This is a genomic window from Arthrobacter globiformis, from assembly GCF_046536215.2.
Lineage (GTDB): Bacteria > Actinomycetota > Actinomycetes > Actinomycetales > Micrococcaceae > Arthrobacter > Arthrobacter globiformis_E.
Genome location: NZ_CM143421.1, coordinates 329,794 through 348,100, shown reverse-complemented (window position 1 = coordinate 348,100; position 18,307 = coordinate 329,794). Strand labels below are relative to the sequence as shown.

Sequence of the window (18,307 nt, the reverse complement as noted above, 5' to 3'; positions counted from 1 at the left end):
CTCCGGGCCGCAACTGTACGCTCGCGCCGAGCCCGCAGGGCTACGCCGCCGTACCCGGCAGGACCGACAGCCCGTCGGCGACAACGCGGCCCTCGTGGATGACCGTCCGGTCGGTGCCCCTGTCCATGACGGTACTCGTGACAGTTTCGCCGTCGACCAGGACGATGTCTGCTGGGTCCCCGACCGCCAGGCCGGGCCGGTCGTCGGGGCTCGCCAGGCGCCGGACTGTCCGGTCCATGATGGCGGCACCTCCGACGGTTGCGATCGCCGCACAGTGCTCGATCAGCCGGTCCTTGCGCAACCGGTGCGTGAAGGCCAGCTGCCACGTGCGGTCCAGCATGTCGCAATTGCCGTACGGGCTCCAGTAGTCCCGCTGGCCGTCCTCACCCAGCCCAACCCGGATCCCGGCGTCGGTCATCTGGGCCAGGTCGAACTGGGTGCCTCCGCTTGCGGGGGCGACAGTTGCCCAGGCGATGTCCAGCTCGGACATCTGCCCCACGAGCCGGGCGGTCACGTCCGGATGGACGTTGGCCAGGTCGTAGGCGTGGGAGAGCGAGACTCGCCCCTCCATCCCCAGTGCCCGGGTGGCGTTCAAATATGAGTTCGGCGCTGAAAACCCCGAGGTGGCCGGGCTCGTGCAGGTGGATGTCGACGTCGACCCCGTACTTCTCTGCCAGGCCAAAAACGATGTCCAGATGACGGGCCGGATCCCTGTCCAGCTGGCAGGGATCTATGCCGCCGATGGTCGTGGCGCCCGCCCGGAGAGCATCCTCAAGGAGCGGGACGGTGCCGTCTTCAAGCAGGAGTCCGGCCTGGGGAAATGCCATGATCTCCACCGTTGCGGCGCCGGCGAACCGTTCCCTGGCAGCCACGACCGCGTCGAAACGCTCGAGTTTGCAGTCGACGTCGATCTGGGCGTAGGAGCGGACGCGTGTGGTGCCCCGCGCAATCATCCGCTCCAGCGTTCCCGCCACCACCTCCGGGTAGGGGATGGGGGTATCGCGCCAGTTCTCACGGTCGTTGCACATCATGTTCCAGACGCCGGGCCCGCCGGTGTGTTCCCGGAAGGGCAGCCCGATCCGGGTCGAATCGAGGTGGACGTGCACGTCGGTGAAGGCAGGAATGGCGATCCGGTTCCGCCCGTCCACTGACCCGACGGGAGTCCCGGCACCGACGGCAGCGGTCCCCGCGGGGTGGAGTGCAGCAATCCGACCCTCACGGATCTCGATGTCCACGGCGCCGCCGCCCCACGGACGGACGTTGGCGATGAGCATGGTTTCCTTCCTTTCGACCGGCTGGGTTATAGCTGACAGTACAGAAGACGGGTGCCGGCCGGTTCGTCCCTCAACAGCAGCATCGTCTAGAAGTTCAACGCAACCTGGGCGATACCCGCCGCGGCGACGAAGCTCGCCGTGAAGGTTATCAGCGCAACGATGACGATCTTCCAACTGAGTGAACGCAGCGCCTTGACGTCCCGGCCAAGCGACATGCCGATCAAGGCAATCATGGGCAGGCCGGCAAAGAGGACGTTGATGTTCTGCGTGGCGGAGGCGATGAACGGACCGATGGGCAGGAACGTCGCTGAGGCAAGGGTGGCAAGGGCCAGGACCCAGATGCTCGACGGGACGGCCGGAACGAGCTTTGCAAGAACAAGTGCGACGGCGGTGAGGGTGAGGAGGATGAGCACGCCGACGGCATCCAGGGGCCGTGCTGAACCGGTGCCGAGGGCATTCAGCAGCAAGCCGGCCGCGCCCGTTGCCGCAAACGCGGTGAGCCACGTCCAGGGTGTCCGGACAACGGTTGGGTCCTGCTCGACGCCGGTGACATCCACGGAGTCCAGCCCCGGTATCCGATCAGGGGTGGCTACTGCCAGCCGTGAACGGCGGACACGGCGGCCGAGGTCGTCACGTCCCCAGACGCGGGACCACATTGCGTAGAGCTTCTGGCACATCGGAAGCGCGACGAACACCCCTGCGTAGAAGCCGACGATGTTGGTGACAAGGTTGGACAGGGCGGACAGGGCCATTATTTCCCCCGCCGACTCCGGGAACAGGATGGACAGCGCGCCGACGCCGCCGAGCATCATGGAGGCGGACCCGAGCCCCAGGCCCAACGCGAGGGCCCGAGGATCCAGGACGCCCATTCCACCGAGCAGTCCGGCCAGGAGGGATATGAAGACGGCACCGAAGACGCTGCCCAGCACCCACACGCCGAACACCCCGCGGTACTCCGGGGAGCGGACCCCGAAGCGCTGAATAGCGAAGGCTAGATAGGACTCCCGGTCGATGGACCAGGTGGCACCGATTGCTGTGCGGCCCAGCCCCAGCGCAACGGCCACCGGGAGGGCCAGGACCACCGTCCCCACAACGTGGCCGACCTCCTGGAGGAGGATCGCGGGGCCAATGTTGGTGAACTTCGTCAGTGACGGGCCGATCTGAGTGCCGAGACCTGCCAGGAAGAACACAATCGATACATCCATCAGGTGCGTGGATACCGCGCGTGCCCGTCCGCCGATCGGCTTCCATTTCTGAACGCCAAGGAATCCGCCGGTGAGCACGGTCCACAGGATGGGCATGAGGACGATGGCGGCCGGGCCAACGTGGAACTTGTGCGTGCCGATCATGATGGCCAGGGCGCACACGGCGGTGGACGTCCCAATCAATGCCGCCCACACGGAGGGACGGGCACGAAATGAACTCTGAGGGACTGCGTCCAGTAAGGCTGTTGGGAAGTTGGCTGTGGTCTTCGCTTCATTGCGCATGACGCGTGCCTTTCAACGGGGTCAAAGGGGGGAGCCGGGAAAGCTAATTCGCAAACCGGAAAGGTTCAACCGGTCTTGGTATACCAAATGACTGTATACTCGCATCCAGTGAGAGACAAGTCACATTCTTCAGATGGCGGGAATATCCTCACACCTGGCGCAAGGAGGCCCACCCATGTTCACGAAAATCTCGGCCCGGTATGTCCTGGGGTTCGATGGAAAACAGCACACGCTCATTGAGGGCGGGGAAGTCGTCTTCGACGGCGATTCGATCGTCTTCGTGGGGGCACGACTACGGCGGACCCGTGGACGAGGATCACGACTACGAGCAGAGCCTGATTATGCCCGGCCTGATCGACCTCGATGCACTTGCGGACATAGACCACCTCATTCTGGACTCATGGCCGGTCATCCGACGTGGCGGCCGGCCACCTTTGGTCAGAGGACTACTTTGCCAACCGCCGCAGGGACGTGTTCAGCCGGGCGGAGCGGGGCAAGGTCCGCCAGTTCGCACTCGCACAGCTCGCCCTGCATGGGATCACGACCTACATGCCGATCGCCTCCGAGATCCACAGCGCCTGGGCAGAGAACTTCGATGAGCTTGTGGATATGACGGAGACCAGCCGGCGCATCGGGCTGCGCGGATACCTCGGACCGGCGTACCGGTCCGGGGTCCATGCCACCACTGCCGACGGAACGCGCGCGGTCCTCTTCGACGAAGCTGAAGGGCTCGCCGGCCTGCACGGCGCCGAGAAATTCCTGGACTACGCCGCCAGCCTGGCGGACCCGCTAGTCACCGGAGTTCTGCTGCCGTGCCGTATTGAGACCCTGTCCGAGCACCTCATGCGGGAGACGGCACGCATCGCCAAGGAGAGTGATGCAATCGTGCGCCTTCATTGCCTCCAGTCGCCCCTCGAGGACGGCCTCCTGAAGCAGTCCACCGGACGCGGGGTCCTGGAACTCCTTGAATCCACGGGACTTTTCGATACCCGCCTGATCATTCCGCACGGCGTGGTGGTCAACGCCACGGACCCCGGCGCCCTGGCTCCAGAAGGGCCGCTGGATCTGCTGGCTAGGCACAACGTCAGCATCGTGCACTGCCCGCTGACGTCCTTCCGCTACCAGAAGCAGCTTGTCTCGTTCGACCGGTTCCGCGCGGCTGGCGTCAACATGTGCCTCGGCACGGACTCCTTCCCGCCGGACCTGGTGCGGGGGATGGACGTCGGCATGCACCTGGCCCGGATGGTTGAGGGCAGGCCCGACGCCGGGAGCCTTGCGGACTACTTTGATGCAGCCACCGTCGGCGGGGCACAAGCCCTCGGGCGGGCCGACCTGGGGCGCCTTGCCCCCGGAATGCAGGCAGACATCGCGGTGGTCTCGCTGGGCCATTTCGGGGACGGCGTAATCGAAGATCCCCTCCGCACACTCATGCTGAACGGCACGGCGCGCCAAGTCACAGATACGTTCGTGGCTGGACGTCCCGTCGTCGTCGGAGGCACCCTGCCCGGCGTAGACCTTCACGCATTGCGCGCTGAGGGGCAGCTGCTCTTCGACCAGATGCGGACGGCCTATTCGGAGCGGGACTTCCGACGCCGGGAGCCGGACCAGCTGTTTCCGCCCGCCTATCAGCATGCCCGGAGGCCGTCGCCGGCCGCAGCCCGATAGAACACCAGTCTTGTTTTGGTATACCAAAAGCCGTATGGTGGGGTCATTCGATTTCTGCTGCACCTCCCGGCGAAGGCCTGCAGTACCCCTGACCTGACCTACTCACGAGGCCCGTTCCGCGACAGGGCCAACTACTTTTGGAGACAACCATGTGCCTGCACGACCACACCCCTGAAGCCCCGCCTGCAACCGCTGTCCCGCGCCGCGGCATCCTGGCCGGGGCTGCCGCGCTGGCGGGAATTTCCGTCGTCAGCCTCGCAGCCCAACTCGGAAGCGCCCCGGCAGCACACGCAGCAGACCACGCAGAAAGCTCCAGCCGCCGGGACCGTCCTGTTTTGCCTCCACCCATGATCATCGAAGGCGGCACCATCGTGGACCCCAAGACGGGCCATGCGGTGGAAGACGGCGTCCTCGTGCTGGAAGAGGGCAAGGTCTCCGCCGTCGGCAGCCGGAACGAAACGCGGCGTGCCGTCGCTGCCCTGGCGGGCAGGGCCCGCACGGTGGACGCCTCCGGCCGCTGGGTCCTTCCCGGCCTCATCGACGTGCATGTGCATGCCAATGCACTGTCCGATGCAGCCACCATCCTGCAGGGCGGGGCGACGAGCGTCAGGAGCGGTTCCACCAGCTTCTACCAGGACGTCGCCCTCGCTGCCCTGCCTGAGTGGGCGGCTGGCGCGTCGCCCCGGATGAGCCCCGCGGGTCTGTTTGTTTCGCCCGAGCTGGGGGAGTCGCTCCTTGCGGACCCGGACCTTGGGCCGCTTGCATCCCTGCGAGGGGGAGTTACCGAACCTGAGGACCTCGCCTACCTCGCGCGGGTCAACCTGAAACGCGGCGCCAAGGTGATCAAGACCCGGGCCAATCCGCGCGCCGGCCTGCCGGAGCAGGATCCGCGGGAACTCGTCTACAACTACGAGCAGCTGTCCGCGGTGGTCAAGGCCGCGGACAGGGCGGGCGTACTCTGCCACGCGTACAGTGCCGAGGGGATCGACGGTGCGGTCAGGGCGGGCGTTCGCAGTATCGAGCACGGCGTCTTCGTCACCGAGGCGACAATCTCCCGGATGGCGAGCCAGGGGACGTACTTCACGCCTACCCTGGACGCCATCACCGGCATGTCCGGCTCCTCGAACCCCATCCTCGCAGCGCGGGGCCGGGAATACACGCCCGTCATCAAGGAAGCAGTGCGGGCAGCCCACGAAGCCGGAGTGACGGTCGTGGCCGGCACCGACTCCTTCGGATCCGAAGTGACTCCGATCGGCACCGAGGTGCGCCTGCTTGCTGAGGCAGGACTTTCACCACTGGAGGCCCTGAGGGCGGCAACGGTCAATGCCGCCGCGCTGCTCGGCTGGAGTGGCGAGGCCGGACGCCTTGTCCGTGGCGCCTTTGCGGATGTTGTCTTGGTGAACGCTGATCCGTTGAGCAGCGCCTCGGCACTGGAGCAGGTCAGTTCCGTAGTGGCACAGGGCGTCCTGGTACGGAACGACCGCTGACCCGCAACCACGGCCGGACCCCGGCGCTGTCCTCGCGCTCCATCCGCCCTTTAGTCCAGAAAGCGACCCATGACCCTGATCCTCACGGCCTCTGAGCTCCAGTCGCTGGCCGACATGCCTGGAACCATCACCGCCGTCGAGCGCGTCTTTGCCGGGCTCAGCCGGGGCACCGCCATCCAGCCCGCACCCGACTCGCTCCTCCTGCCGTCCTCCGATGCCCGGTTCCTGCCGATGGCGGCGCTGTCCGGCACGGACGGGCTGGCGTCCGTAAAGCTGCTGGCGGATATCCCCGCCAACGGTGCAGCCAACCTGCCCACGCAGCGGTCCACCATCATGCTGGTGTCCCAGCTGACCGGCGAAACCCTGGCCATCCTGGACGGCAAGGTTCCCACCAAGGTCCGCACAGCCGCCGCCAGTGCTGTCGCCACGAAACTCCTCGCGCGGCCGGCCAGCACCACCCTGGGACTCGTGGGAGCCGGGGCCCTGGCCGTGGCGCACGTGGAAGCGATGCTGGCCGTAAGGCCGATTGAAAACGTCCTGGTGTGGTCGCGCTCGGCGGACACCGTCGCTGCCTTCTGCCGTGAAACTGCGCAGTATGGACTCAACATCACTCGCGCCGCCAGCGTTCGGGAAGTCGTGGAAGGCGCCGATGTGCTGTGCACCCTCACGCCGGCTGTTGAGCCGCTGGTCAAGGGGGAGTGGTTCCGGCCCGGACTGCACATCAATGCTGTCGGTTCCCGGCCCCGGCCGGACCATCGGGAAATTGATTCGGCTGGCATGGCGCGGGCGCGCGTTTTTGTCGACAGCCTCGCCACGGCAAAGGCCAAATCCGGCGGTCTGATCATCCCGGTGACCGAAGGTGCAATGGACTTCGAGGACGTGGCAGCGGAGCTGGGTGATGTGGCGGCCGGGATAAAAGCAGGGCGCAGGGGAGATGAGGACGTAACCTTGTTCAACTCGGTGGGTATTGGTCTGCAGGACCTGGCCATCGGCCGGCTCCTGTATGACGCTGCCCTTAGCGGGGGGATCGGCACCCACGTGGAGCTGAATAACTGACACGGGCGGCTGCATGACGCCGGGAACAACGGGAGGCATCAATGACAGTCCAGGCGGAATCCCCCGGATCCTCGGCGGAGACTACCCGGGCCCGGATCCGCGAGCTGATCATCTCAGGAGATTTCGCCCCGGGATCGCGGCTCCGGGAACGTGAGCTGTCCCAGTCCCTTGACGTGTCCCGGGTCCCGGTCCGGGAGGCTCTCCAGCAGCTGGAAGCCGAGGGTTTCATCGACACCTCTCCCCGGCGCGGGGCCACGGTAAAGCAGATCACATTGCGGGACGTCAATGAACTTTTCGATGTACGCCTGAGCCTCGAAGTCCTCGCCGCGCGCCTCGCGGCCCAGGCCGCGGCCCACGGAGAGCCGTCGTTGCGCCTGCGCCAGGTGATGGACCGGGCAGAGGAAGCAACCCGGGCCCGCGATCAGGCGCAGATTCCCCTCCTGAACACGGCACTGCATGCAGAAATCGTTTCGATGGGAGGCAACACGTTGCTGGAGTACTCCATGAAACCCCTGCTGGGCAGGATGCAGTGGCTGTTCACCCTCACCGGTCACCGGGATCCGCAGGTACAGTGCGCGGAGCATCTCAGCCTTTGCCAGGCCATTTACGACGGAAAAGCCGAACTCGCGGCAGCGCTGGCCTTTGCCCATGTTGAGCTCGGCCGCGCGCCCTCGCTTCAGAGGCTGGCCGGGCAACTGCCTGAAGGTTGAGTTGCGCCGCGAGGGACCGGGGGGACCCGACACAGGAAGCCATCTTATTGAAGGCTCAACTAATTCGGTGGTATATCTGGATCTACCGGCGAGGGGATTTACCTGCCGCCGAGATATTGGGGGATTCACATGAATTTGCAGCAGCGGGACGGGTCTCGCTATCAGCACTTGAAGAAGATTGCCGATCTGTTGGATTGGGCCGGTGATCTCGCGGGTGCGGAGTTCACGGACGAATCCCGCGAGGCCTACGCACTGGCGCGGAAATTCCACGACCGGGCTGACGTACTTGGTGGCGAGGCCCCTGATCTCCGCACGTCAAACCAGCCGCGCTGACCCCGGAATGCCGAAAGAGTCTGACATTATGTCAAGTTAACCAGGCGGCGCGTCACCCTGAGTGAGGCGCGCCAACGCCAGCGCGGTGACTGGCGGAGTGGAGTACAAGCAGATTCGCGTCTGCCCGCAGATCAGCGTCCGCCCGGCAAAGCCTGCGAGATCCAGCCAAGTTTACCCAGAGGATTCCGGTAGGACGACGCATGGCCCAAAGCCACAGATCGATGTCGCGCCAGAGATTTCGCATGGTTCAATGGACCAGCGCTGGCCAGTACGCGTCCTGGCCGCAAACTGTGGCCCCAATCGTCCAGTCTGATACTGAGATGAACCGGATGCGTAAGCCCTGTGGATGCGCCGTACAAGGCATCAGGCGCCCCCTTCCGCCCCCGATGCGTAACGCCGATAATCAGCATTATGTAAAGTAGTAGTCTGAGTATTTCATCAGACGAATCAGTTCGCCCCGCTCCCCACACCGCCACCGCTGGTCGACCGACACTGAAGTCCGCGTACCTCCGTATATCAGGAGCGGCAGCGCAGTCAGGACCACCGGGATGAGCAACGGCACCAAGATCGATGGACCGTCTACCTCAAGCAAGGTCGGATGATTTACCTGCTCTCGCCCACCAGACGTCACGCTTACCTGGGTATACACGGGAGCCAGTAAGAGCTGGTACTGGCCTTGGGGACGGCATGGAATCGCCTGGCTCTGACCGGTCGAGGGCCTGTGAGCCTCTGCCTCTCCCCCGCCGGATGGCACATTGCTCGAGTCGTAGCTCCGCGCACTAGAGGTGATTGCGGCCGTGTGCGCCGCTTCTCGGAGTAGGCGCTATCTACAGATGACGCTGGAGCTTCAAGCTCAAGCGTGGTGACTGCTGCGGACCGCCTGCGGCGCGCAGACAAAGAACAGCGGCTGCTCCACCTGGGCGAACGGCACGACGAGCCACCGACCACCGTAAAACTCGACATACGAGTCCGGCGTGCACCTTGCGAAAGCTTCTTCGCGTGTCATCGTCATTCCTTTCCCACTAGGCTTCTGCATTTCAGGACCTCGTTCTGAAGCCCCCGAGTGATACTCTTAAGTGTAGACCTTCATTGATAAAGGTCAATAGAAATTCAAGGTTAAATGTCACTTCGTCGGGAGCCAAAAATGGTTACTTGGAAAGAGCAGCTCGCCTTCGCCCCGCTCGAGAATGCGGACCGGGGCGAGGAGGTTGGACGCCGGCTCAGGCATGCCATCGAACTCGGAGTACTCGAGGACGGCTCCCAGCTGCCCAGCGAAAGCTACCTTGCATCACGGATGGGCGTCTCCACCCTGACGCTGCGGGCCGCCCTGGCCGAGCTGCGCGGACTGGGCCTTGTGGAGACCCGGCGCGGCAAAGGCGGCGGCAGTTTCGTGAAGGCCAACACCGGTGACATCGCACGCGTCCAGCGCCAGTCTCTGGCGGGATATTCCCTGGAAGACCTGCGGGACCTACGGGAGTACCGCGCCTTCCTGGCCGGCAGCGCCGCAGCCGCCGCCGCAACTGCTAACCGGTCGCATCGGCTCTCGATGGGACGCCTCGTCTACACATCCAGCGAGATCCAAGGCTGTGAGCATCCGGCGGACGCGATCCGGGCGGACAGCAAGTTTCACATTGAGCTCGCGGCCAGTTCAGGCTCGGTGCGACTCACCCGACAGGAAGTGGCGCTGCAGGCCGAGGTGGGCCCACTGATTTGGGTTGACCCGGTCCGCCATAAGGACGCGGCTGCAGAAGAGCACACCAAGATCGTCGAGGCGATCAGGAACGGCGATGTCGTCGCCGCCCGAGCCCTGGCCGAAGAACATGTCCGGCGGGATATGAACCGGGTCATCGACGAGCGAATGGAGATGGACCGCGTACCGACCGATTCACCGCATGCTCCGGCCACGGGCGACGACGCTGTGGCCGCCATCGAATCTCTCACCGGAATGTTTCGCGGAACGGCCGCGGCATCAATGCGCGAGCTCGAGCAGGCAGTGCGTGCCAGCATCGGGTCCGGCGTCAGCAGAGACAAGGCAGATACGGACATCTACGGTGCGGCCCGAAGAGCAGTAGCCATCGGGGTTCCGCTTCTCTACGGGACCGGCTTCATCGCCGAGCAGTCATACTTCGGCGAGAGCTGGATTGCCTGGTGCTACACACCGGCGGGGCCAGAGTCTCCACAACGGCTCTACATCGACATGGACCTCTACGATGTCGTCACTGCACCCTGGCGCCCTGACGATACCGCCGATGACACCACTATCCACACCAGTCACGCGTACGTGGATGCGAGTGGAACGAACGAGAACATCATCACCTTCAGCAAGCGAGTCACCATCGCCGGAGACTATGTAGGCACCGTGGCCGCCGATATCCGGGTCAGTCAGCTCCAGGATGCGTTCGAACCCCTCCTGCGGCCCCTACCGCCGAACACCTGCATCGTGGACCAGCACGGTGCCATCATCGCAACGAACACGGGCCGGTTCGTAGGCGGAACCGTCTCGGCAGCCGACCAGGTCAGCCGGCGAGCCCTTCCGGGGGTCCCGTGGTGGCTCTGCACGGGAGTCGCCGAAGAACACGCGGAACAAGCCACTTAAGAGCCATATGGCAGGCAGCCCCACAGCGCACCGGGTCAGGGGGTATGGACCCAACCGACGCCGCCGCCGAAGCGGATGCCGCTGCCGCAAACAGAGCACGACCACTTGCCACGGGACCACCGGCGCTCACTTACGGAGCGGCAGGGGCTGATTTCCGCACTGTCCGCTTGAGTGCTGGCCCGCACCATCGCGGCCAGCATGACCCGGACGTCCGTCTCGTAAATATCCATCGCATGGAAGTCGCGCAGTTCGCAGCCCGCACCGTGCAGGCACGCCCCGTCGTGCAGCCGGCGGGCGATCGCCAGCACTGACTGGTCGTTGACGGTGACGGTGACGACTGGTGCAGCGAAAACTTCTGCGGGGCAGGTCCTCGGTCCTGGATGATCCGCGAACGGATCGTCGATCAGGTCATTTATTGTGGCGGTCATCGGGTGCTCCTCGGCGCTCCTGTGGTTGTAGTTGTATCCCCCTCGTCTGCGGCATCGCATGATGCCAGTCACGTTCACTTGTTTCAGAAGCAAAGCTACGTCATTTTAAACATCTAGTCCAGCCTTTTTTAATTCTTAGCGATGGGTTCGCCGGTACAGCAAACGTGCCCGGAGGCTGACAGGAACTCCACAATTAAAGTGTCGCGTCTAGGGTTTTAAAACTCGGCACACTCCCCCGGGCCCGGAGGGTCCGAGGTTCCTCGTAGCCGGGTCCGCCGGCTGCGCTTCGGCCGGGCTGATCAGCTGCGTCTGGCGTAGAAGTCGCTGAGCCTCCAGGACGTGGCGGGACATCGGCGTCCCCAAGATAAGTGTCGATGTCGTCGTCGATGGATTGCCGGTCAGCGAACGGAAACGTTCCTCGAAATATCTACGCCCACCTGAGTCCTCGCTGTAGCCGGTGACCGTGCATGGTCCTGACCCCACAATGACGGGACCGAGCACGATCGCGCTAGGGGAATTTCCCGCCGTAGAACCCCCGCGGGTCCGCCTTACGGCGGGTTCACACTCTCGGGGGCGGGCCTTAACATGGACGTGCTGGGACGACGACGCCTTATCAGGCCTGGCCGGGCGAGGTGCCGCTCGCGGCCACGTCCCTACCATTTCGTCCATCATCGGAGGGCTCGCATGAGCTCGAAGAACCGCATTTGGAGGCGAGCGGCCCTCGCCGTCGTCCTTGCAGTGTCTGGCTGCACGTACGACGCGGACGACACCTCACCATCGCCAACCGCAGCTGACGCCTTCGCATCCTTGGAGCGCCAGGTACAGCTATTCATGGATCAGGGCGCGGTGGCCGCCGTCGTCCAATTCCGATGGCCGGAGGGCGAGTGGTCCAGGGCATTTGGCCTGCGCGACCTCGAGTCCCAAACTCCGGCACAGACTACGGACCGGGTGGAGATCGCAAGCGTTACTCAGACCATGACGGCCGTGGCGGTGCTCAGGCTCGTCGACGACCACATCATCGGCCTCGACGACCCGGTCAACGACGTCATCCCGGGGTTCACGGCCGCGCTCAAGCCTCCGGGTCCGATCACCGTCAGGCAGTTGCTCAGCCACACTTCAGGGATGCCCGAGGTCAATGACGCGCTGCCGCATGATGTTGACTTCCGCCCTGTTCTCTCCCGCACGCTGACGATGGAGCGGGGCCTTAAAGTAGCCGGGACGCTCCCCTGGACCGCGTCCAGTGTGGGGTTGTTCATGTACTCAAACACGAATTACCTCGCCCTGGGGCTGCTGGTGCAGACACTACGGCACAAGCCATTCGTCCAAGTCATGCGGGAGGAGGTCTTTGAGCCACTCGGCCTGAGGAACACCGGCCTGGGCCGTCTCGACCTGCACGAGTCCGGCCTCCTGCACGGCTACGTGACCCTCCGCGGCGAGCGCGTCGACACCACGGACAATGCCTTCGCTGCCGGCTCACCGGCGGCGGGGGCGGTATCGACGATGGCGGACGTGAATCTCTTCATGGCGGGACTCTTCCAGGGACAAGCCGTCTCGGCAGCGTCGTTGCGGGAGATGAAGACCAGCCCGGGTTTCGGTCGTTATGGGCTGGGACTGTGGCAGCACGGCGACGGATGCTCGGCCGCGAAGCGCTACGAGGGCCGGGGCTCCTTCTGGGACTACCAGACGATAGCGGTCAGCAGCGACGACGGGCGGTACCAGGCCGCCATGACCGTCACGGCGCCGCCCATGCCGACTGAATTTGAGGACCCGTCCAGTGAGTACTGGCGGGACCTCCTGAATGGCCAGATCGAGTCCACCCTCAACGAGACCCTGGACCGGCTCTGCTAGCGAAGTTCCCGCACCCGGTCGAGCCACTCGGTGATCAGGGCCTTAAGGAGGCCCGGCTGCTCGTGCGGCAACGCATGACCGGCGCGGTCGAGCACGGCGAAAGTGGCCCGCGGATAGTGCTCGAGCAGCTCCCACTGTCCGACGTACCCCACCATGGAGTCCTGGCGGCCGGCAACGATGAGGACGGGGCCGGAGTACGGCGGGCCCCCTTCGGGACTGTTGCTGAAGCGCCAGTTTTGGCCGATCCGCTTCAGCCCGGCCTCGTCGACCAGACCAAGGGCAGGAACGACGTACTCCGTGTACCGCTCCAGCGTGTCCTGTGTCTGCACCACAAAGTACTTGCGGTACACGCTCTCATCGGACGGGCTGAGCATTCCGCCCGGATCGACCGAGGAGTGCAACACCTGATGCGCAGGAAGGTTCCCGGAATCCTCGACCAACGGACAGATCAGCGCAAGCCCTGCTACCTGCCCCGGGCGTCTGCCGGCGACGGCCCGGGCGTAGTATGCTCCGGCCGAATGGCCTATGAGCCCGAACTGCCCGTCACCGATCACGCCATCGATAAACGCGAGCAGCACGCCAAGAACCTCGTCGGCAGTGTCCAGCCTGCCCGCCGGAGTATGCCCCATGCCCGGCAGATCAGGGTAGAAGCGCTGATAACCGGGCAGCCCGCTAACTACCGGCTCCAGGGCACCGACCATCTCCCGGTGGTCAACGCCGGCACCGTGCAATGCGAGGATCGGAGCCCCGTCACCGTGCTCGGCATAATGCACTGGTATCCCGCATGCTTCGTACTCCACAGCGTCAGCCTAATCTCGGCCATGGATCACTGGTAGCGGCCCCCGATTACGGCCAACTGGCGGCGCGTTTCTCTGCATTCCGGGCGCCCCTCCCCTGCCAGATCCCCCACGCTGCCTGGGCCATAGCGTCAGCCGATAGCCTTCATAGCTTTTTGGCGTCTATCGGGTCCTGCAGTTCCTGCAGATGCTTGATTCATCAGTTACGAATCTTGCCCGCTCCTTCCCCGGAGGGAAGCGGGCAGGTCTTGAGAGTAGGAACTTTATGTCCCAGACGGAATTTTCAGTCAATGGCCGCAACTATGCTTTTTCCGATGCCCCGGTCGTCGTCATCTGCATCGACGGCAGCGAGCCCGCTTACCACGAGGAAGCCATTGCGGCCGGACGGATGCCGTGGCTCAAGGAGGTGCTGGCGTCCCGGGGCAGTTCATGGGCAGCCCACTGCGCCGTACCGACGCTGACCAACCCGAACAACATGTCCATCGCCACCGGCCGGCCGCCTGCTGTCCACGGGATCTGCGGCAACTACATCCTGGACCCCGAGTCCGGCGAAGAAGTCCTAATGAACGATCCTAAGTTCCTCCGCGCCCCCACGATTTTCGCTGCTGCGGCCGCGGCCGGGCTGTCCGTGGCCGTCGTGACAGCAAAGGACAAGCTCTCCAGGCTACTCGCCGCTGGTCTCACCCAGCCGGGCCTTGACCCCGCCGGTTCGGGTGCCATGGTCGCGCCGGCCAACACGGGCATCTGCTTTTCGGCCGAAAAAGCCAGCCAGGCAACCGTGGAAGCCAACGGCATCGACGCCGTGCTGGAAATGGTGGACATGGACCTGCCCGAGGTCTACTCGGCCGGACTCAGTGAGTTCGTCCTCGCAGCGGGAGTCCGGCTGCTCGAACAGCGCACCCCGGATCTGATGTACCTCACCCTGACGGACTACATCCAGCACAAGAACGCCCCGGGAACCGAAACCGCCAACGACTTCTACGCCATGATCGACCGCTACGCCGCGGCGCTGGATGAGCTCGGCGCCGTGGTTGTCATCACCGCGGACCACGGCATGAGCCCGAAGCACAAGACGGACGGAACCCCCCAGGTCATCTACCTGGAAGAGGAAGTCAACCGTGTCCTGGGGATCGCAGGGGAAACGCCCGACGGCGGCAGTCGCGTCATTCTTCCCATCACCGACCCCTACACCGTGCACCACGGCGCCCTGGGTTCCTTTGCCAACGTCTACCTGCCCGACGGCGCCGACCGGGAAGCCGTCCTCGCCGCACTGAACGGACGGGAAGGGATCTCCGGCGTGTACCGCTCGGAGGAAGCCGCCGAACTGTTCGACATGCCGCTGGACCGGATGGGAGACATCACCGTCCTGTCGGACAAGAACACTGCCTTGGGCCGCTACGCCGCCTGGCACGACCTGGGCAACCTGGAAGTTCCCCTGCGCTCCCACGGCGGCCTGGGCGAACTGAACATCCCGTTCTTCATCAACCGGGTGCTCCCGGCCCCGGCCGGGACAGCAAGCGAGGCTCCCAACGGAGACAGGGCCCTGACCCACAACTATGACGCATTCTGGGTGGCCACAACCCATGCCTCGGTTAACCTCGCAGCCATCAGCTGAATCCTCCGCCGGCAGGGCCCGCCGCCATCGGCGGGCCCGTCTGGCCAAGAGGCCCGCCCGGCCAAAGGCCCTTCGGGCCACGCCAACCCCAGGTTTGTATGACGAGAGGACTCAGCAGTGTCCGATTCAAACTCACCCCAGACCCAGCTACAAACCCCGCCGCCAGAGGGCACAGGAAACCTGAAAACCTCCACGAAACGGCAGGAGCTGCTCAAATGGCAGATCCGAATCTTCGCGCTCTCGTGGCTGGCCTACGCCGCCTTCTACTTCCCCCGTTCAGCGTTCTCCGCCGCCAAGGTCGGCGTCCTTGACGAAGGGTTCCTCAGCCGCCAGACCCTGGGGCTCCTGGACTCGGTCTACCTGGCCGCCTACGCCGCCGGACAGTTCATTTGGGGCGCGTGCGCCGAGAAGTACGGCACCCGCGTCGTCGTCGCCGGCGGCATGATCATGGCAGGCGCGGCGTCCCTGCTCATGGGCATCGTCCCCGCCGTAGCCCTGTTCCTGCCGCTGATGATCGCCCAGGGCCTGGCACAGTCAACCGGCTGGGCAGCCCTGAGCAAGAACATCGCCTCATTTTTCACCATCAGCAAGCGCGGCCGCGCCATGGGCTTCTTCTCCACCAGCTACGCCTTCGGCGGCCTGGCGGGCGCACCCGTGACCGGATGGGTGGCCTACTCGCTCTTCGACAGCTGGCGCTGGGCGTTCATCGCCGGCACCGCCGTCATCGCCTTTGCCTTCGTCCTGTTCATCATTTTCCAGCGGAACTCGCCCCAGGAGGTGGGCCTGCCGGGGATCGATGAGGATCCCTCGCTCCTGGACCACGCCCACGACGGCGGGACCAAACCGGCTCCCACCACGGCAGCCAAGGCGAAGTTTTCCCTCCGGGACCTGCTGGCGGCCGTCCGCTATGAGCCGATGGTGCTGCGGCTGGGCCTGGTGTACTTCCTGATCAAACCGGCCCGGTACGCGATCCTGCTCTGGGGTCCGGTGCTGGTCCTGGAGGCCATGCCCAACCTGAGCGCCATGACGGCGATCATGGTCCCGGTCGCCTTCGGAGTCACCGGGATGGTTGCACCGGTCGCGGCCGGCTGGATGTCCGACACCGTCTTCGGCGCACGGCGTGTCCCGCCGAGCGTGCTGTGCCTGTCACTGATGGTGGTGGCCCTCGCACTGTGGCAGGTCATCACCCAAACCGGTTCCCTCCCGCTCATCGTGGCGCTGCTCGCTTTCATCGGCCTGACCGCCTACGCATCGGACGCCATGATCTCCGGAGTCGCGGCCGTGGACTTCGGCACCTCCAGGTACGCTGCCGGCGCCACCGGCTTCGTCAACGGCTGCGGTTCCATCGGCGCCATCCTCGGCGGGCTCCTGCCCGGCTTTTTCTCGGGCATAGTGATCTTCTACAACTTTGCCGGAGCAGCCCTGGTTGCCGCCGTCATCCTCGTGCCGTCCTGGAACAAGCGCCCCATCAGTGCCTGACATACCTTCGGGCGTCAGGCACCAGCCGCACGTACATCATCAGAGGAAAAATGAACACCTTCAAAGACTCCGAACTCCACCTGAACTACATCGACGGCCAATGGCGGCCGTCCTCCGGTGGAGCCACCTTCACCAACACCAATCCGGCGGACACCCGGGACGTCATCGGGGAATTCCCGGACTCGTCGGCCCAGGACGCGCTGGACGCCATCGGGGCAGCGGAAAAGGCCCGGCAGCACTGGGACTCGCTGGGAACCATCAGGCGCGGCGACATACTGTTCGCAGCCGCGGAAATCCTGGCCCGCCGGAAGGAGGAACTGGCAAGGGCCGTCACGAGGGAACAAGGCAAATGCCTGCGGGAGTCCCAGGGCGAGGCCCAGCGGGCCGTGGACATCCTGCGCTACGTTGCCGGCGAGGGCCGCCGGCTTTCAGGTTCAACCCTTCCGGCCGACGAGCCCAGGAGCATGGCACTGACCTGGCGCAAACCCATCGGCGTTGTCGCCCTGATCACGCCCTGGAACTTCCCGCTGGCCATCCCCATATGGAAAATCGCACCCGCCCTGCTCTCCGGCTGCACCGCTGTCCTCAAACCGTCGCCCCTGGCACCGCATACCGCGGCCCTGCTGGTGGATATCTTCGTCGAGGCCGGAGTGCCCGCCGGCGTCCTGAACCTGGTTCAAGGCGACAGGGAGCCCGGGGAAACACTGAGCAACCACCCTGACGTAAGGGGCATCTCCTTCACCGGGTCACTGGGGGTGGGGCTGGCCATCCAGCAGGCGGCCGCGCCCCGGCTGGCCAGGACCCAGCTCGAGCTCGGGGGCAAGAACGCGCTCATCGTCCTGGCCGACGCCGACCTTGACCTGGCGGCGGACGCCATCCTGCACGGCGCTTTCGGGCAAGCCGGACAGCGCTGCAGCGCCACCAGCAGGGTGGTCGTCGAAAGATCCGTCCGCGAGGAGCTGGTGGGCAAGGTGCTCGCCCGCCTCGCAGAGCTAACGATCGGTGACCCGTTCGACGCCGGCACGAAGCTGGGTCCCGTGGTCAACGGGGAACGCCTCTCCGCGTGCGTCAAGGCTATTGAACAGGCCCGCCGGGACGGCGCCACGTGCCGCACCGGCGGTACGGTTGCTGATACCGGGGAACTGGCACATGGCTACTTCATGCAACCTACCCTGCTCACCGATGTCGCCCCTGACTCCGAACTGGCCATGGAGGAAGTCTTCGGACCGGTCCTTGCCGTCATTGACGCGGAGAACTTCGACCACGCCATGGACATCTCCAACTCCGTCCGGTACGGGATGTCCGGCACCATCTTCACCAACAACCGCAAGCACATTTACGACGCCCTGGAACGGTTCGAAGCGGGCATGCTGCACGTCAACAGGCCCGGGGTGGGAGCCTGGCCGCACATGCCGCACATGGGCGCCAAACTCTCGCAGTACGGTGCGCCGGAATGCTCCCCTGAAACCTGGGACTTCTATATGGAGTGGCGTTCCGCTTGCATCAGCTTCCCCGCGTAAAGGCGAGCAGCT

At 64.9% G+C, this 18,307-nt stretch carries 15 protein-coding genes and 1 pseudogene; 10 read left to right on the top strand and 6 right to left on the bottom strand.

Annotated elements, in window-relative coordinates; all coding sequences use genetic code 11:
* Positions 1-40: 40 nt before the first annotated feature.
* Both R5O87_RS01670 and R5O87_RS01665 read right to left on the bottom strand, forming a co-directional pair.
* A pseudogene (locus R5O87_RS01670) lies at positions 41-1,274 on the bottom strand (amidohydrolase family protein).
* A gap of 86 nt (positions 1,275-1,360) precedes the next feature.
* On the bottom strand, positions 1,361-2,761 hold the full coding sequence (locus tag R5O87_RS01665) for a DUF3100 domain-containing protein (RefSeq protein ID WP_410556136.1): 1,401 nt from the start codon (positions 2,759-2,761) through the stop codon (positions 1,361-1,363).
* A gap of 417 nt (positions 2,762-3,178) precedes the next feature.
* Here R5O87_RS01665 and R5O87_RS01660 point away from each other — a divergent pair, with 417 nt between their 5' ends.
* The 5 genes from R5O87_RS01660 (at position 3,179) to R5O87_RS01640 (ending at position 8,012) form a co-directional block, all read left to right on the top strand.
* Positions 3,179-4,426: a chlorohydrolase family protein gene (locus R5O87_RS01660; RefSeq protein WP_410556135.1), complete on the top strand. Its 1,248-nt coding sequence runs from the start codon at positions 3,179-3,181 to the stop codon at positions 4,424-4,426.
* Between the two features lie 149 nt (positions 4,427-4,575).
* Positions 4,576-5,913 (top strand): amidohydrolase family protein, encoded by a 1,338-nt coding sequence (locus R5O87_RS01655; protein ID WP_410556134.1) that lies wholly within the window; start codon positions 4,576-4,578, stop codon positions 5,911-5,913.
* Between the two features lie 69 nt (positions 5,914-5,982).
* Entirely contained in the window at positions 5,983-6,969 is a 987-nt protein-coding gene (locus R5O87_RS01650) for an ornithine cyclodeaminase family protein (protein ID WP_410556133.1), read from the top strand.
* Between the two features lie 41 nt (positions 6,970-7,010).
* The gene (locus R5O87_RS01645; RefSeq protein WP_410556132.1) at positions 7,011-7,679 is read left to right on the top strand and encodes a GntR family transcriptional regulator; all 669 of its coding nucleotides are present in this window, start codon (positions 7,011-7,013) and stop codon (positions 7,677-7,679) included.
* A 129-nt stretch (positions 7,680-7,808) separates the two neighbouring features.
* Positions 7,809-8,012 carry a hypothetical protein gene (locus R5O87_RS01640; protein WP_410556131.1) on the top strand — a complete coding sequence of 68 codons (204 nt, stop codon included), beginning with the start codon at positions 7,809-7,811 and terminating at the stop codon, positions 8,010-8,012.
* Positions 8,013-8,865: 853 nt separating this feature from the next.
* On the opposite strand, the gene R5O87_RS01635 is transcribed toward R5O87_RS01640, so the two are convergent.
* Complete coding sequence (locus R5O87_RS01635) at positions 8,866-9,018, bottom strand: hypothetical protein (RefSeq protein ID WP_377997334.1); 153 nt, start codon at positions 9,016-9,018, stop codon at positions 8,866-8,868.
* A gap of 138 nt (positions 9,019-9,156) precedes the next feature.
* Here R5O87_RS01635 and R5O87_RS01630 point away from each other — a divergent pair, with 138 nt between their 5' ends.
* Positions 9,157-10,608, top strand: coding sequence for a GntR family transcriptional regulator (locus R5O87_RS01630; RefSeq protein WP_410556130.1), 1,452 nt, complete (start codon positions 9,157-9,159; stop codon positions 10,606-10,608).
* A 35-nt stretch (positions 10,609-10,643) separates the two neighbouring features.
* Here the strand turns inward: R5O87_RS01630 and R5O87_RS01625 are convergent, their stop codons facing one another.
* On the bottom strand, positions 10,644-11,036 hold the full coding sequence (locus tag R5O87_RS01625; protein ID WP_410556128.1) for a hypothetical protein: 393 nt from the start codon (positions 11,034-11,036) through the stop codon (positions 10,644-10,646).
* A 193-nt stretch (positions 11,037-11,229) separates the two neighbouring features.
* Entirely contained in the window at positions 11,230-11,412 is a 183-nt protein-coding gene (locus tag R5O87_RS01620) for a hypothetical protein (RefSeq protein WP_462836430.1), read from the bottom strand.
* Between the two features lie 308 nt (positions 11,413-11,720).
* On the opposite strand from R5O87_RS01620, the gene R5O87_RS01615 reads away from it, so the two are divergent.
* Entirely contained in the window at positions 11,721-12,884 is a 1,164-nt protein-coding gene (locus R5O87_RS01615) for a serine hydrolase domain-containing protein (protein WP_410556127.1), read from the top strand.
* Here R5O87_RS01615 and R5O87_RS01610 read toward each other — a convergent pair.
* Positions 12,881-13,684 carry an alpha/beta fold hydrolase gene (locus tag R5O87_RS01610; RefSeq protein ID WP_410556125.1) on the bottom strand — a complete coding sequence of 268 codons (804 nt, stop codon included), beginning with the start codon at positions 13,682-13,684 and terminating at the stop codon, positions 12,881-12,883. The two genes, R5O87_RS01615 and R5O87_RS01610, sit on opposite strands and share 4 nt — an antisense overlap.
* Positions 13,685-13,946: 262 nt before the next feature.
* Between R5O87_RS01610 and phnA the strand changes: the two genes are divergently transcribed.
* From phnA to R5O87_RS01595, 3 genes are all read left to right on the top strand, one after another.
* Positions 13,947-15,296, top strand: coding sequence for a phosphonoacetate hydrolase (gene phnA / locus R5O87_RS01605; protein WP_410556123.1), 1,350 nt, complete (start codon positions 13,947-13,949; stop codon positions 15,294-15,296).
* Positions 15,297-15,413: 117 nt separating this feature from the next.
* Entirely contained in the window at positions 15,414-16,775 is a 1,362-nt protein-coding gene (locus tag R5O87_RS01600) for an MFS transporter (RefSeq protein ID WP_410556122.1), read from the top strand.
* 50 nt (positions 16,776-16,825) lie between these two features.
* Positions 16,826-18,295, top strand: coding sequence for an aldehyde dehydrogenase family protein (locus R5O87_RS01595; protein WP_410556120.1), 1,470 nt, complete (start codon positions 16,826-16,828; stop codon positions 18,293-18,295).
* Positions 18,296-18,307: the final 12 nt, after the last annotated feature.

What these genes read in the sequence shown, in the direction of transcription:
- R5O87_RS01665 (WP_410556136.1), bottom strand. Translation starts at nt 2,761, where the DNA reads ATGCGCAATGAAGCGAAGACCACAGCCAACTTCCCAACAGCCTTACTG.
- R5O87_RS01655 (WP_410556134.1), top strand. Translation starts at nt 4,576, where the DNA reads ATGTGCCTGCACGACCACACCCCTGAAGCCCCGCCTGCAACCGCTGTC.
- R5O87_RS01650 (WP_410556133.1), top strand. Translation starts at nt 5,983, where the DNA reads ATGACCCTGATCCTCACGGCCTCTGAGCTCCAGTCGCTGGCCGACATG.
- R5O87_RS01645 (WP_410556132.1), top strand. Translation starts at nt 7,011, where the DNA reads ATGACAGTCCAGGCGGAATCCCCCGGATCCTCGGCGGAGACTACCCGG.
- R5O87_RS01640 (WP_410556131.1), top strand. Translation starts at nt 7,809, where the DNA reads ATGAATTTGCAGCAGCGGGACGGGTCTCGCTATCAGCACTTGAAGAAG.
- R5O87_RS01635 (WP_377997334.1), bottom strand. Translation starts at nt 9,018, where the DNA reads ATGACACGCGAAGAAGCTTTCGCAAGGTGCACGCCGGACTCGTATGTC.
- R5O87_RS01630 (WP_410556130.1), top strand. Translation starts at nt 9,157, where the DNA reads ATGGTTACTTGGAAAGAGCAGCTCGCCTTCGCCCCGCTCGAGAATGCG.
- R5O87_RS01625 (WP_410556128.1), bottom strand. Translation starts at nt 11,036, where the DNA reads ATGACCGCCACAATAAATGACCTGATCGACGATCCGTTCGCGGATCAT.
- R5O87_RS01615 (WP_410556127.1), top strand. Translation starts at nt 11,721, where the DNA reads ATGAGCTCGAAGAACCGCATTTGGAGGCGAGCGGCCCTCGCCGTCGTC.
- phnA (WP_410556123.1), top strand. Translation starts at nt 13,947, where the DNA reads ATGTCCCAGACGGAATTTTCAGTCAATGGCCGCAACTATGCTTTTTCC.
- R5O87_RS01595 (WP_410556120.1), top strand. Translation starts at nt 16,826, where the DNA reads ATGAACACCTTCAAAGACTCCGAACTCCACCTGAACTACATCGACGGC.